This is a genomic window from Nisaea sp. (genome assembly GCF_040217065.1).
GTDB lineage: Bacteria > Pseudomonadota > Alphaproteobacteria > Thalassobaculales > Thalassobaculaceae > Nisaea.
On the sequence record NZ_JAVJNX010000009.1, the window covers coordinates 507370 to 521617 of the forward strand.

Annotated in this window: 14 protein-coding genes and 1 riboswitch; of the genes, 8 read left to right on the forward strand and 6 right to left on the reverse strand. The window is 61.1% G+C overall.

The window, feature by feature from the left end:
* Positions 1 to 95 precede the first annotated feature (95 nt).
* From RH950_RS14735 to mtnA, 3 genes are read right to left on the reverse strand one after another with little or no spacing between them, the layout of a single operon-like run.
* Positions 96 to 341: a hypothetical protein gene (locus tag RH950_RS14735; RefSeq protein ID WP_350058040.1), complete on the reverse strand. Its 246-nt coding sequence runs from the start codon at positions 339 to 341 to the stop codon at positions 96 to 98.
* Between the two features lie 30 nt (positions 342 to 371).
* Entirely contained in the window at positions 372 to 1043 is a 672-nt protein-coding gene (locus RH950_RS14740) for a class II aldolase/adducin family protein (RefSeq protein WP_350058042.1), read from the reverse strand.
* Positions 1043 to 2152 carry an S-methyl-5-thioribose-1-phosphate isomerase gene (gene mtnA, locus RH950_RS14745; RefSeq protein WP_350058044.1) on the reverse strand — a complete coding sequence of 370 codons (1110 nt, stop codon included), beginning with the start codon at positions 2150 to 2152 and terminating at the stop codon, positions 1043 to 1045. Before mtnA ends, RH950_RS14740 begins: the two co-directional genes overlap by 1 nt.
* A 154-nt stretch (positions 2153 to 2306) precedes the next feature.
* Between mtnA and purB the strand changes: the two genes are divergently transcribed.
* Positions 2307 to 3605: an adenylosuccinate lyase gene (purB, locus tag RH950_RS14750; protein WP_350058046.1), complete on the forward strand. Its 1299-nt coding sequence runs from the start codon at positions 2307 to 2309 to the stop codon at positions 3603 to 3605.
* 81 nt (positions 3606 to 3686) lie between these two features.
* On the opposite strand, the gene RH950_RS14755 is transcribed toward purB, so the two are convergent.
* On the reverse strand, positions 3687 to 4013 hold the full coding sequence (locus RH950_RS14755; RefSeq protein ID WP_350058048.1) for a DUF1476 domain-containing protein: 327 nt from the start codon (positions 4011 to 4013) through the stop codon (positions 3687 to 3689).
* A 198-nt stretch (positions 4014 to 4211) separates the two neighbouring features.
* Here RH950_RS14755 and RH950_RS14760 point away from each other — a divergent pair, with 198 nt between their 5' ends.
* From RH950_RS14760 to thiC, 4 genes are all read left to right on the forward strand, one after another.
* On the forward strand, positions 4212 to 4967 hold the full coding sequence (locus RH950_RS14760) for an NRDE family protein (RefSeq protein WP_350058050.1): 756 nt from the start codon (positions 4212 to 4214) through the stop codon (positions 4965 to 4967).
* A gap of 4 nt (positions 4968 to 4971) precedes the next feature.
* The gene (locus tag RH950_RS14765; protein WP_350058052.1) at positions 4972 to 5691 is read left to right on the forward strand and encodes a TetR/AcrR family transcriptional regulator; all 720 of its coding nucleotides are present in this window, start codon (positions 4972 to 4974) and stop codon (positions 5689 to 5691) included.
* 75 nt (positions 5692 to 5766) lie between these two features.
* A complete protein-coding gene (locus RH950_RS14770; RefSeq protein WP_350058054.1) occupies positions 5767 to 7146 on the forward strand; it encodes an aminotransferase family protein in 1380 nt (459 codons plus the stop codon).
* A gap of 34 nt (positions 7147 to 7180) precedes the next feature.
* Positions 7181 to 7280: riboswitch (TPP riboswitch) on the forward strand.
* 77 nt (positions 7281 to 7357) lie between these two features.
* The gene (gene thiC, locus RH950_RS14775) at positions 7358 to 9166 is read left to right on the forward strand and encodes a phosphomethylpyrimidine synthase ThiC (RefSeq protein WP_350058056.1); all 1809 of its coding nucleotides are present in this window, start codon (positions 7358 to 7360) and stop codon (positions 9164 to 9166) included.
* A gap of 75 nt (positions 9167 to 9241) precedes the next feature.
* Here the strand turns inward: thiC and RH950_RS14780 are convergent, their stop codons facing one another.
* Positions 9242 to 10744 (reverse strand): methyl-accepting chemotaxis protein, encoded by a 1503-nt coding sequence (locus RH950_RS14780; RefSeq protein WP_350058058.1) that lies wholly within the window; start codon positions 10742 to 10744, stop codon positions 9242 to 9244.
* A gap of 361 nt (positions 10745 to 11105) precedes the next feature.
* Here RH950_RS14780 and purC point away from each other — a divergent pair, with 361 nt between their 5' ends.
* From purC to RH950_RS14795, 3 genes are read left to right on the forward strand one after another with little or no spacing between them, the layout of a single operon-like run.
* The gene (gene purC / locus RH950_RS14785; RefSeq protein WP_350058060.1) at positions 11106 to 11870 is read left to right on the forward strand and encodes a phosphoribosylaminoimidazolesuccinocarboxamide synthase; all 765 of its coding nucleotides are present in this window, start codon (positions 11106 to 11108) and stop codon (positions 11868 to 11870) included.
* 42 nt (positions 11871 to 11912) lie between these two features.
* Positions 11913 to 12155 carry a phosphoribosylformylglycinamidine synthase subunit PurS gene (gene purS, locus RH950_RS14790; protein ID WP_350058062.1) on the forward strand — a complete coding sequence of 81 codons (243 nt, stop codon included), beginning with the start codon at positions 11913 to 11915 and terminating at the stop codon, positions 12153 to 12155.
* Between the two features lie 10 nt (positions 12156 to 12165).
* Positions 12166 to 12633 carry a GNAT family N-acetyltransferase gene (locus RH950_RS14795; RefSeq protein ID WP_350058064.1) on the forward strand — a complete coding sequence of 156 codons (468 nt, stop codon included), beginning with the start codon at positions 12166 to 12168 and terminating at the stop codon, positions 12631 to 12633.
* Here RH950_RS14795 and RH950_RS14800 read toward each other — a convergent pair.
* Positions 12630 to 14018, reverse strand: a complete 1389-nt coding sequence (locus RH950_RS14800) for a diguanylate cyclase domain-containing protein (protein WP_350058066.1) — start codon at positions 14016 to 14018, stop codon at positions 12630 to 12632. The genes RH950_RS14795 and RH950_RS14800 overlap by 4 nt on opposite strands.
* Positions 14019 to 14248: the final 230 nt, after the last annotated feature.

Consider the following 14248-nt stretch of genomic DNA (forward strand, 5'->3'; position numbering starts at 1 on the left):
CCAGTTATTTATATTGTATTTTAAATAAATATGTCAAATATTGTTACCACAATATCCGATACCTGAACACGCCCGACCGCGTCGGGGCGCAGCCATCAGCCCCGATCCTGCGGCGGAAGCGCTTTTTTCTTCAGGGACTTAACGAAGCCGATCGGATCCGCCACCGGGTCGTGTTCCGCCGCAGCATCGCGCATGGACTCGCTGATCTGACGGCCCGCATTCTCCAGTTTCGGCTTTGCCCGCGTATAGGCTTCGGCGGCAATGTCAGTTGCACGTTGCTGAACCTCCGGGTTCTGCATAATGCGACGGGCCGCTGCCCAGATAAGGCCCTTACCGATCATTGAACAGCTCCCTCTCCTGAAAACATGGCATCAGCGCCCACCATAGCCGGTGACACCGAATTTCGCGGCAACCTTCTCGATCTCCTCATCCGGAAGGATCGCCGGCTGGCCGATCTGCAGCGCCCGCCAGTACATGGCCGCGAGGGTCTCCGCTTCCTGGGTCAGCGCCAATGTGCGCTCCAGGGTCGGTCCCAGCACGATCAGGCCGTGATTGCCCAGCAGACAGGCCTTGCGTCCATCCAGCGCCGTCAGCGCATGGTCGGACAGCTCCTGGGTGCCATAGGTAGCATATGGGGCACAGCGGATCGTCGGCCCACCAAAAAGCGCGATCATGTAATGAAAAGCCGGGATCTCCCGGTGCAGACAGGCCAGCGTGGTCGCGAACATGCCGTGGGTATGCACGATGGCCCCCGCATCCGGCCGGGCCCGCATGATATCGAGATGGAAGCGCCATTCGCTGGAAGGCTTGTGCTTGCCCTCGACATTGCCCTCCAGATCCATCCGCACGATGTCTTCCGGCACCAGCCTGTCATACCGGATGCTGGACGGCGTCATGAAGAAACCTTCCGCCGGGTCGTCGCCGCAGCGCACGCTGACATTGCCGGACGTTCCCTGGTTCAGCCCCATTGCATTCATGTTCAGGCAGGTATCGATCACCTCCTGCCGCAACGCACGTTCATTCTTGCCCATTTTCACCGTCATTAATCCTCACCCGCCTGGCGCATTTCCGGGAACAACCGCAGCAGCCCCTCCTCACTTGGCTCCGCAAGACCGCGCTCGGTCAACAGGCCGGTGACAAGACGCGCCGGCGTCACGTCGAAGGCCGGATTCGCCGCCTTGCTCGTCTCCGGCGTGATCGTCACCGTGGCGACCTTGCCGTCCGCGAGGCGTCCGGTGATTTCCGTCACCTCCCGGGAATCGCGTTCCTCGATCGGAATGTCGCGCACCCCGTCCGCGATGGTCCAGTCAATCGTTGGAGATGGCAGACCGACATAGAACGGCACGCCATTGTCGTGCGCCGCCAGCGCTTTCAGGTAAGTGCCGATCTTGTTGCAGACATCACCCGCGCGCGTTGTCCGGTCAGTGCCGGTGATGACCAGATCGACCATGCCGTGCTGCATGTAATGGCCGCCCGCATTGTCCACGATCACCGTGTGCGGCACGCCGTGATTGCCGAGCTCCCACGCCGTCAGGCTGGCGCCCTGGTTGCGCGGCCGGGTCTCGTCGACCCAGACATGGACCGGAAGGCCCGAATCATGCGCCAGATAAATCGGCGCGGTCGCCGTGCCCCAATCCACCGTCGCCAGCCAGCCCGCATTGCAGTGTGTCAGCACATTGATGGTCTCGCCCGGCTTCTTGCGGGACTGGATGTCCTTGATCACCGCGAGACCGGCCTCGCCGATAGAGCGGTTGATCTCCACATCCTCGTCACAGATTTCACCCGCCAGGGCGAAAGCGGCATCCGCCCGCGCATCCGGCGCCAGGGGGCCGAGCTTTGTCCGCGCGGCATCCAGCGCCCAGCGCAGATTGACCGCCGTCGGCCGGGTCTCATAAAGCCGGTCATAGGCGTTCGACAGGCCCGCGTCGGAGGAATCCTCGCGCATGGCCAGCCACATGCCATAGGCTGCCGTCGCCCCGATCAGCGGTGCGCCGCGCACCAGCATGGCCCTGATCGCATGGGCGGCGTCCTGCAGCGTCTCCAGCCTGGCAATCTCGAAAAGGTGCGGTAGTTTCGTCTGGTCGATGATCTCGACCGCACTGCCGTCCGGCGCCGGCCAGATCGTGCGATGCGGCTTGCCGTCGATCTTCATGGATACGCTCCCTCTTGAGCTGTCGTCTTACCAGTCCGCCCGCAGCGTGACTCCAAGCGGCGGCAATGATAAAACCCCGCCTGCCCGATTGCCATCACGCATTCTGGTACGCATTCCGGCATCAATCGCACGCACCAGTCACCCGAGGATACACATGATCCCGCGCTATTCCCGCCCCGAGATGGTCAAGATCTGGGAACCCGAGAACAAATTCCGCATCTGGTTCGAGATCGAGGCACATGCCTGCGACGCACAGGCCGAGCTCGGGGTGATCCCGAAGGAAGCCGCCAAGGCTGTCTGGGAACGCGGCAATTTCGATATCGCCCGGATCGACGAGATCGAGCGCGAGACCAAGCATGATGTCATCGCCTTCCTGACCAACCTCGCCGAGTACGTTGGCGACGAAGCCCGCTTCGTGCATCAGGGCATGACCTCCTCGGACGTGCTGGACACCTGCCTCGCGGTGCAGCTCACCCAGGCGGCCGACCTGCTGCTGGCCGACCTTGATTCTCTGCTGGCGGCGATCAAGCGCCGGGCGTTCGAGCACAAGATGTCCCCAACGGTCGGCCGCAGCCACGGTATTCATGCCGAGCCCCTGACCTTCGGTGTAAAGCTGGCCGGCTATTACGCCGAGTTCGACCGCAACCGGGCCCGGCTGCAGGCCGCCCGGGCGGAAATCGCGACCTGCGCCATTTCCGGCGCCGTCGGTACCTTCGCCAATATCGATCCGCGCGTGGAAGAGCATGTGGCCGAGAAACTCGGCCTCACCGCCGAGCCGGTATCCACCCAGGTCATCCCGCGCGACCGGCATGCGATGTTCTTCGCCACACTCGGCGTCATTGCCAGCTCCGTCGAGCGGCTGGCCACCGAGATCCGGCATTTGCAGCGCACCGAAGTCCGCGAGGCTGAGGAATACTTCTCGCCGGGCCAGAAGGGCTCGTCGGCCATGCCGCACAAGCGCAATCCGGTGCTGACCGAGAACCTGACCGGCCTCGCCCGGCTGGTCCGGTCCGCCGTTGTCCCGGCAATGGAGAATGTCGCGCTCTGGCACGAGCGGGATATCTCCCACTCCTCCGTCGAGCGGATGATCGGCCCGGACTCCACCGTGACCCTCGACTTTGCCCTCGCCCGCCTGACCGGCGTGGTGGACAAGCTGCTGATCTATCCGGAAGGCATGCAGGCCAATCTCGACCAGCTCGGCGGTCTGGTTCACTCCCAGCGCGTGCTGCTCGGCCTGACCCAGGCCGGCATGAGCCGGGAAGACGCCTATCAGGCCGTGCAGCGCAACGCCATGCCGGTCTGGCTGGAAGGCAAGGACTTCCTCACCCTGCTGAAGGCGGATGATGCAGTGACGGCGCTGCTCGACGCCGGCGCGCTCGAATCCCTGTTTGATCTCGGCTACCACACCAAACATGTGGACACGATCTTCAACCGGGTTTTCGGCGAGAGCTAACTACTCCCGCAGCCGGCAATAAAAAACGGCGCCTGAACGGGCGCCGTTTTCATTTGTGCTGTCTCTGAGACGCCGGGCTTGTCAGCCCTCGGTCTTGAGCTGCTCCAGCGCAATCGCCATGAACTCGTCGAGCTTGTGGCGAATGCGGTGTTCGGAAAGATCGGCACCAGTGCCTTCGACGCTCTTCAGAATGAACTCGACAACATCGTCGACGCCCGGCTTTTCCATGTCTGCGACAACGACTTCCTTGGCATAGGCAGCCGCTTCGTCACCGGTCTTGCCGAGAAATTCCTCGGCGACCCAGAGGCCAAGCAACTTGTTACGGCGAGCGCTGGCCTTGAAGTTTAGTTCGGAATCGTGCGCGTACTTTGCTTCTTCGCCTTTTTGGCGTTTGTCGAAACCTGACATCGGTCGAATACCCCTTCGTCTCTTTCCCGTGCTGAACACCAGACCGGCCTAATGACTAAACTTCGGCATGGCTCAGAATCTTGAATGCGGCGGCAATCTATCAGGCGCGGCATGTTCTGTTAAAGGGCAGATTGCCGCAATTCCGGCGCTTGTCAAAAAATGTTTCGGTGATCTTTCGCCCGGCGTAGGGTCTCGGCCATGTGTACCCTCGTCATCCTCCGCCGCCCAGGCCACATCTGGCCGGTCCTGATCGCCGCAAACCGCGATGAAATGCAGTCCCGGCCCTGGCAGAAACCGGCCCGGCACTGGCCCGATCGGCCGCATGTCATCGCCGGTCTCGATGAGCTGAGCCGCGGCTCCTGGATTGGTTTGAACGAATACGGGCTTGCGGCCGGGATTCTCAACCGCCAGGGCTCGCTCGGCCCGGCCGACGGGAAACGGTCCCGCGGAGAAGTCGTCCTTGAAGCCTTGGACCATGCCGAGGCGGAAGCAGCCGCCAAGGCGTTGGGCGAACTTGACGGCACCAGCTACCGCAGTTTCAACATGCTGATCGCCGATGCGGAAAAGGCTTTCTGGCTCCGCAATGAAGCAACGGAAGACGGCGAGATCGATGTCTTCGAGATCCCCGACGGGGTCTCGATTTTCACGGCTTACGATGTCAACGACCCCGACAGCCCCCGCGTGCGGCGGGCCCTGCCCCGCTTCCGCATCGCGGACGTGCCAGACCCGGATAATGACGACTGGGCAGGCTGGGAGAGGTTGCTCGCCGACCGGACACGCGCGGTATCGGGTGAATATGGCTCTGCAATCAATCTCGATAGCGGCGCCGGATTCGCCACCATCTCCTCATCCCTGATCGCCTTGCCGGCCGATCCAGGCCGTAAGCCGGTCTGGCGGTTCGCGCCCGGGCGGCCGGACGAATCCGACTTCTCCCCTGTCGATCTGTCAGGCTGAACCTGTGGTCCAGGAGAAACCCGCCAGACGCAAACCGAAGAGCACCCCGCTCTCCAGCGATGCCATCATCGCCGCCGCCATCGATTTGCTGGACCGGGAGGGGCTGGACAGTTTTTCCATCCGCAATATCGCCAAGGCCCTCGGCGTCTATCCGACCGCGCTTTACTGGCATGTGCCGAACCGCCATCATCTGATCGCCCGACTGATCGCTGCCCTGTTCGCCGATGTGCTGCCCGAGCCCGATCCGGACTGGCAGGCCTGGCTGAAGACCCTGTTCCGGCGCTACCGGGACGTGGTCCGCACGCATCCGAACATATCTCCCCTAATCGGCGGCCATCTGGTCTCCAGCGCCAGCGTCGACCTGAATCTGGTTGAAGGCATTCTCGCCACCCTCACCCGGGCCGGGTTCGCGGGTGAGGATCTGGTCGCCGCATACAACTCCGTGATTACCGGCCTGTGCGGCTATGCCACCCAGGAATTCGCCCATGTCTTTCCCGATCCGGACGGCGACCTGGAAGCCTCCCTCACGGCCAGCGTCGATGAGGCAGACCCGGCGCTTTACCCGACCCTGGCGGCGGAACGCCACCGCCTGTTGAACCGGGCGCTGGTGCTGCGCTGGCAAAACGGCACGGAGGCACCTCTTGAGTCCGGTTTCGAGATGTTCACCGACGCACTGATTGCCGGACTTGCGGCGAAAATCGAGCACGGGCGGAATCCCGTATAACATTTATTGTACAGTGTACAATAATATGATTTCCTCCCCTCTGAAAATGATCTCCAGTCTTTTAAGGAGCGGATAGTGGCGGCAGAACTCAACAGCACCGGCGGAACATTCGGCAGCCACGGCGGGCCGATCGACGTTTTCTATACGCCGGACGGCGGCAAGCGCCGTCCAACCGTTTCCCACGGCAAGGGCGCCTGGATCTGGGATACGGACGGACGGCAGTATCTGGATGCCTGCTGCGGGCCGGTGGCGACCAATATCGGCCACGGCAACGAACGCGTCATCGCCGCCATGATGGATCAGGCGCAGAAGATCTGTTTCGCCGGCAAGCCGCATTTCGAGAACCAGCCCAATATCGATCTGGCGGATCTCGTCACGGAACATGCGGGCCCCGGCTTCGAGCGCGCGTTCATCTGCTCCGGCGGATCGGAAGCGAACGAAGCCGCCATCAAGCTGGCCCGGCAGTACGCCATCACTCAAGGCCAGCCCGCGCGTTGCAAGGTGCTGGGCCGCGATCCCGGCTATCACGGCTCCACCCTCGGTGCGGCCGCCATCAGTGGCGATCCGGTTTCGGACTCGGTGTTTTCCAGCATGATGCGGGTGATGCCGAAAGTCCCCGCCCCCTTCAATTACCGGCTGCCGGACAATCACGACGCGGACAGTTATGCCCGCCATGCCGCCGCTGCGTTGGAACAGATCATTCTCGATGAAGGTCCGGAAACGGTGCTGGCCTTCATCATGGAGCCGGTCGGCGGCCTTGCCACCGGCGCATTGGTGGCGCCGGACCATTATTACAAGGCCGTGCGGGACATCTGCACCAGACACGGCGTGCTGCTGATCTATGACGAGGTGATGTGCGGCGCCGGACGCACCGGCACGTTCCTCTGCGCCGATCACTGGCCGGATGCGAAACCGGACATGATCACCCTGGCCAAGGGTATCGCGGCCGGCTACACCCCGCTTGGCCTGGTGCTGGCGCCGGCCACCATGGTCGATGCCGTCACGCGCAATGGCGGCTTCATGCACGGCCATACCTATGTCGCCAACCCGCTGAGCTGCGCCGTCGGCCATGCGGTGGTGAGCGAGTTGATCGACAACGAACTGATGGCCAATGCGACGAAGATGGGCGAGCGCCTGCGGGCCGGTCTGCGCGATCTGCAGACCCGCAGCACCATTCTCGGCGACGTGCGCGGCCTCGGCCTGCTGAACGCCATCGAGATCGTCCGGGACAAGCAGACCAAGGAAATCCTGCCCGCCAGCCTGCAGGCGGTCTTCCGGCTGATCGAGATCGGCATGCAGAACGGGTTGCTGCTCTATTCCCGGCGCACGGCGAACGGCAAATATGGCGAATGGCTGATGGTCACCCCGCCCCTCACCGTCACCAAAGAAGAGGTGGACGAAATCGTCATCCGCCTCGGCAAGACTCTCGCCGCCTTCGAAAACGAGCTGGATTAACCCTTTTCATCGGGATGGTTCCCGCCTAGGCTTCACGCACTCCAAGGGGTGCCCGTACGGGCTGAGAGGCATTGCGCCGACCCTTCGAACCTGATCCGGGTCATGCCGGCGTAGGGATGGAAACGCGTTACCGCTCTTGCAGCCACACGCACCCCATTTATCCTGAAGCCTCCCCGGATCTCTGTGCAACCGACTGCAAGGGATCCATCTGATGAACAAACACTCCCCCATCGCCACCGTCACCACGGGACCGTTGCCCGCCTCGCGCAAGATTTATGTGCCCGGCAGCATCCACCCCGATATCCGCGTGCCGATGCGCGAAATCGCCGTGCATCCCTCCGCCGGGGAGCCGCCGGTGACCGTCTATGACCCGTCCGGCCCCTATACCGACGCCGATGCCAAGATCGATATCGAGGCGGGGCTGCCTGCCCTGCGCCGGGACTGGATCACGGCCCGCGGCGATGTCGAGACATATCAGGGCCGCGTCGTGAAGCCGGAAGATAACGGCAATGTCGGCGACGGCAATCTGGTGGCGGAATTCGGCGCCATTCAGCCGCCACTGCGTGCCAGGAGCGGCAAGCGGCCGACCCAGCTCGCCTATGCCAGGGCCGGTATCGTGACGGCGGAAATGGAATTCGTCGCCATCCGCGAGAACCAGCGCCGTGAAGAGCTGAAACGGACCGCGCGGGACGGCGAGGATTTCGGCGCCTCCATCCCCGATGTGGTGACGCCCGAATTCGTGCGCGCCGAGATAGCCCGGGGCCGGGCCATCATCCCGGCGAACATCAACCACCCCGAAACTGAACCCATGGCCATCGGACGCAATTTCCTGGTCAAGGTGAACGCCAATATCGGCAATTCCGCCGTCACCTCCTCCGTCGCGGACGAGATCGACAAGATGGTCTGGGCCATCCGCTGGGGCGCCGACACGGTGATGGACCTCTCCACCGGACGGAACATCCACAATATCCGCGAATGGATCATCCGGAACTCGCCCGTGCCGATCGGCACCGTGCCGCTCTATCAGGCGCTGGAGAAGGTCGACGGTGTTCCGGAAGCGCTGAGCTGGGAGATCTATCGCGACACGCTGATCGAGCAGTGCGAACAGGGTGTCGACTATTTCACCATCCATGCCGGTGTCCGGCTGCCCTTCATCCCGCTGACCGTGGACCGTGTCACCGGGATCGTCAGCCGGGGCGGCTCGATCATGGCGAAATGGTGCCTGGCCCATCACAAGGAGAGCTTCCTCTACGAGAATTTCGAGGAAATCTGCGAGATCATGGCCGCCTATGACGTTTCCTTCTCGCTCGGGGACGGATTGCGGCCAGGCTCCATCGCGGATGCCAACGACAAGGCCCAGTTCGCCGAGCTGGAAACGCTGGGGCAGCTCACCAAGATCGCCTGGAAGCACGATGTGCAGGTGATGATCGAGGGGCCGGGTCATGTGCCGATGCACAAGATCAAGGAGAACATGGACAAGCAGCTGGAGGTCTGTGACGAGGCTCCGTTCTATACGCTTGGCCCGCTGACCACGGACATCGCGCCGGGCTACGACCACATCACCAGCGGCATCGGGGCTGCCATGATCGGCTGGTTCGGCTGCGCCATGCTTTGTTACGTGACGCCGAAGGAGCATCTCGGCCTGCCGGACCGGGACGACGTGAAAACCGGGGTGATCACCTACCGCATCGCCGCCCATGCAGCGGATCTGGCGAAGGGCCATCCCGGTGCGCAGCGGCGAGACGATGCGCTGTCACGAGCGCGTTTCGATTTCCGCTGGGAGGATCAGTTCAACCTGTCGCTCGACCCGGAAACCGCCCGGGATTTTCACGATCAGACCCTGCCGAAGGAAGCGCACAAGACGGTGCATTTCTGCTCCATGTGCGGTCCGAAATTCTGCTCCATGCGGATCTCGCACGAACTGAAGGACGAGGCGAAGCAAGGCATGGAAACCATGGCCGAGCTGTTCCGCGACAAGGGGAGCGAGATCTATCAACCCCGGTCCGGCGAGACGGATTAGGGGGATTCCGGACCCCGGCATGGCCGGGGTCCGGGCGTCCAACCGGCCCTTTCAAGTCACCGGACAGGTGGCCGCCTACATCCCGCGGACCTTGTCCAGGAACAGGTCTACCTGACCGTTGAGATCCCGAGCCTGCGAGGATAGTTCTTCGGCCACCTGCAGGACATTCTTGGCAGACTGCCCGCTTTCCTCGGCCGCCTCGGTCACGCCGTTGATGTTCTGGGAGACCTCCCGCGTTGCTGCTGCCTGTTCTTCGACAGCACTGGAAATCGTCGTTCCGATCTCGTTGACCTGCCCGATGATCCCCGCAATCTCGCCGATGGCACTGGCCGTGATCTGGCTGGTTTCCTGGATCTCCTTGATTTGCAGCCCGATCTCTTCGGTGGCTTTCGCGGTCTGGTTGGCCAGGCTCTTCACCTCCGAGGCCACCACGGCGAATCCTTTTCCGGCTTCACCGGCGCGCGCGGCCTCGATGGTGGCATTGAGGGCGAGCAGATTGGTCTGCTCCGCGATATCCGCGATGATCTTGGTGATCTCGCCGACTTTCTGGGCCGCCGACAAGAGATCCCCGACCATCTTTTCGGATTTTCCGGCGGCATCGACAGCGGTTCCCACGGCGCGTGTGGATTCCGAGATTTGCCGCGCGATTTCATCAACGGAGGCCGACAGTTGCTCCGTCGCAGCGGCAACGGTCGCGGCCTGCTGGTTGCTCTGCTCCGATGTCGCGGCCAGGGTCTGCGCCGTCACTTCCATGTTCCCAGACGAGGCGGAGACGTTTTCGACGGTGCGCTTGACGCCCAGCTCAAACTCATCGGCCAGCCGGGCATTGTCATCCTTGCGGCCGCTGATATCGGTCGCGAATTTGACGATCTTTACCGGCCGTCCGTTGGGATCGAAGATCGGATTGTAGGACGCCTCAATCCACACTTCCCTGCCACCGTTGCCGATGCGCTTGTATTGCGCCGCCTGGAATTCACCGCGCCGCAGCTTTTCCCAGAAGGCCTGATACGCAGGGCTCGACTTCTCCGTGGGGTCAACGAACATGCTGTGATGCTGACCGGCAATCTCTTCAAGGCGGTAGCCCACCGTCGTCAGAAAATTCTCGTTGGCCGAAATGATCGTGCCATCAAGATTGAACTCAATCACCGCCTGAGAACGGTTGATGGCGTCTACCTTGCCCAGCAATTCCGTGTGCTCGGCCGTCTTTGCCGTGACGTCGGTCGCATATTTAACGATCCTGAACGGCTTGCCCTGTGGGGTCATCAGCGGGTTGTAGGATGCTTCGATCCAGACTTCCTTGCCACCCTTGCCGACGCGTTTGTATTGCGCCGCCTGGAATTCACCGCGTCCGAGCCTGTCCCAGAATTCTTTGTATTCTCCGCTCCTGCGATATTCAGGATCGACGAATATTCCGTGGTGCTTGCCGACAATCTCCTTGAGCTCATAGCCCATCGTTTTGAGGAAATTCTCGTTGGCGTGGATGATCGTCCCATCTGTCTTGAACTCGATAATCGCTTGCGATTTGTCCAAGGCAGCCAGTTTGGCTGCATTGCTGCCGCCAAAAAGCATAATAGACATTATATACGTCCCTGCAAAAGAGTGCCCTGGTCCAGGCGGACCCGAACCAAAGCGATTTATAAGTCCATTTTTACGGATTGGATTGGTTTGAACATAAAATAGTATTCATATCTTCGGATCGTCGTGATTATCTCAAAATTGGCATAATCCGGATGCGGCTTAATCCCTCCTTCTCTCTCCTTCAGCCCCTTCCAAATTGCCTCCGGACACACCGGAATTTAGCGCTGACCGGCCCCTGTCCGCTTCACCGATTGTGTTTGTCCTACCTTATGTTTATATGGAGCGCGCTTTTCCTGCCGCTGCGGTATGCAGGGTCTTCGCATTCCGGAAACCGACCGCCAGCCAGACAGGCGGGGAACTCATGGCAAGACGCAGAAAAATTTACGAAGGCAAGGCAAAGGTCCTTTACGAAGGCCCCGAGCCGGGTACCCTGATCCAGTACTTCAAAGATGACGCGACCGCTTTCAACAACGAGAAGCAGGGCATCATCACCGGCAAGGGTGTGCTGAACAACCGCATCAGCGAGCACCTGATGACCAGACTCGCCGAGATTGGTATCCCGACGCACTTCATGCGCCGTCTGAACATGCGCGAACAGCTCGTGCGCGAAGTCGAGATCATCCCCGTCGAAGTGGTGATCAGGAACGTCGCTGCCGGCTCCATCGCAAAGCGCTTCGGACTCGATGAAGGCACTCCGTTGCCGCGCTCGATCATCGAGTATTATTACAAGTCCGATGAACTCGGGGATCCGATGATCTCCGAAGAGCACATTACGGCATTCGGCTGGGCGACCACGCAGGATATCGACGATATCGTCGCCCTGTCGCTCCGGGTGAATGATTTCCTGACCGGACTTTTTGTCGGCATCGGCCTGCGTCTGGTTGACTTCAAGCTTGAATTCGGCCGCTTCTATACCGAGGACACGATGCAGGTCGTGCTTGCGGATGAAATCAGTCCGGACAATTGCCGGCTCTGGGATACGGAAACGAACGAAAAGCTCGACAAGGACCGTTTCCGTCGCGATCTCGGCGGTGTCCGCGAGGCCTATCAGGAAGTTGCCCGCCGTCTCGGCGTGCTGCCCGAAGCCGGGCCGATGGACCTCAAGGGTCCAAAGGCCATCCAGTAACGCCGCAAGCCGGCAAACAGCGACACATCAATTGGTGAGAACATGAAAGCCACTGTCCATGTCACGCTGAAAAACGGCGTCCTCGATCCGCAAGGCAAAGCCATCGAACATGCGCTCGGCGCCCTTGGGTTCGACGGTGTCAATCAGGTCCGCCAGGGCAAGTTCCTCGAACTTGACCTCAGCGAGACCGATACGGAAAAGGCCCGCGCACAGGTCACCAACATGTGCGAGAAGCTCCTGGCCAATACTGTCATCGAGAACTACACGGTCGAGATCGAAGGTTAAGAGCCGCACAATGGCTGGCCTTCATCTGCTTCGCCTTGCCGACGCCCCGCGGCATCTACAGACCGTTGTCGAGTGGAACCACACCGAATGGGGTGTGACTGCCGGCCGGTCCCGGTCCGATAGCGAGGGTTGGTTCCGGGACATGATCCGGAAACCAAGCGAGGAATGCGTCATTGCAGAGCAGGACGGCACAGTGCTCGGCATGGCCTGCCTCGTCGACCATGATCTTGCGGAGCGACCGGACCTTTTACATTGGCTGGCCAGCGTTTATGTCTTGCCGGAGTTTCGTAAAACGGGCCTCGGCAGCGAACTGGTCAGTGCGGTTGAGCGTGAATCCGCCGCTCGGAACATCGAGCGTCTTCACCTCTACACGCACACGGCCGAAACACTCTATCGGCGCCTCGGCTGGACAGTCAGAGAGCGTTTCAAGCTCGATGTTGACGAGTTCGCGCTGATGATCAAGGACCTGCACCGCTAGGCAATAGAATACTGGTTCTTCCCATTCTTCTTGGCATCGTACATCGCCCTGTCCGCACGCTTGATCAGGGATTCGGATGTATCGGAAGCGCCGTTGAAGAAAGCGATACCGATGCTCGCGCCGATCATGGCGCCACCGTCATCAAGCATGAACTCGTCGGAGAAACGGCTCAGCAGCCGCTGGGCGAGTGGGACAACCGCGTCACGAAACCCGAGACCGGTCAGGACGATCAGAAATTCATCTCCCCCGATCCGGGAAACCGTATCAACCTCCCGGAAACATTTGCGCATCCTTAGCGCCGCTTCCTTCAGAACCCGATCTCCGGCATCGTGGCCGTAAGTATCGTTGACCAGTTTGAAACCGTCGAGATCGACATAGAAAACCGCCATCAAGGTCTGGCCACGCTGCGACTGGGCAATGGCCTGTTGCAAGCGGTCGTGACAAAGCCGCAGGGTCGGCAAGCCGGTCAGCGTGTCGTGGTTGGCGAATTCCGCCATCTTCTTTTCGGACTCGGCAAGACGGAATGCCAGGGATTCCAGCTCCGCTGCCTGCTTGGTCATCCGGTCTTCCCTGTCCCGCAGTTCCAGAACCTGCATCTCCAGTTCCTCGCGGCTGCGAATCTGGCTTCTCTCCAGCTCCAGACGATCGGTGATCTCGTAGACCCAGCCTAGGATGCAGTCCTCGCCATCGAACGGGAACGGCCGGCAGGACAGCAAGCCCCAGAAATGCTGACCATCCTTGCGAAGAAGCTCGATCTCCTCGTTCTCGATAGCGCCGGTCACACTCATGTTCTTGAACAGCCGGTCGCGATCGGATGGGTCGACATAGTGCTCGCGGACATTCGTCTGCCTCAGTTCCGACTCCGCATAACCCAGTATCTCGGACATTTTCCTGTTCGAATAACGGCGCAGGCCATCAGGGCCAATGATGTTCACCCCGATCGGGCTGTGATCCAGAATCTCCTGGATTCGCCCGTCTTGATGAAGCACAGCCTTTTCGGCGCGCGCCTGCTCGCTGACATCGTCGAAAGTCAGCAGATACCCGACCCCGGAAAGAGGAATTCCCAGCAGATCGCAGATCACGCCTGCACCAAAATCATGCCGGTGGGTGAACGCGCTGCCGCCATTCGCGGCTGACTGGAGCGCCTCAGCCCAGGCATCTTTGCCGGCACCGGCCCGGTCCATCGCGCCGAGCAGAGACCCCAGCGGCTTTTCAAACAGCGGGAGATTCCCAGTATCCGGAAAGAGACAGGAGAAACGCGGGTTCACGGCAAGCACGCATAGCCGATCATCCAGCAGCAGCATGCCACGGTTCATCGGGTTCAGTATCGATTCAATAAGCGCAATCTTGTCCGTGCAATAGGGCCTGACTTGCTCCGCTGACACTGTCCCCACCTTTCGCCAGTGCTCCCCGAGCCGCCTGCACCGGTCCATCACACTCTATTATTCAGGTTCGGCGGAAATCAACTTTTTACACGGAACACCGGACGACAGAGGCGGCAGTGATTCCTGCGCAGTGACGCGCTGCGAATGATTCAAAATACTCCGCCGATCAGGTGTCCCGGCTTGCACTTCCGCCCGGCCTCCCGTACTTTCCGCCGCGCCGATCCAGCCCC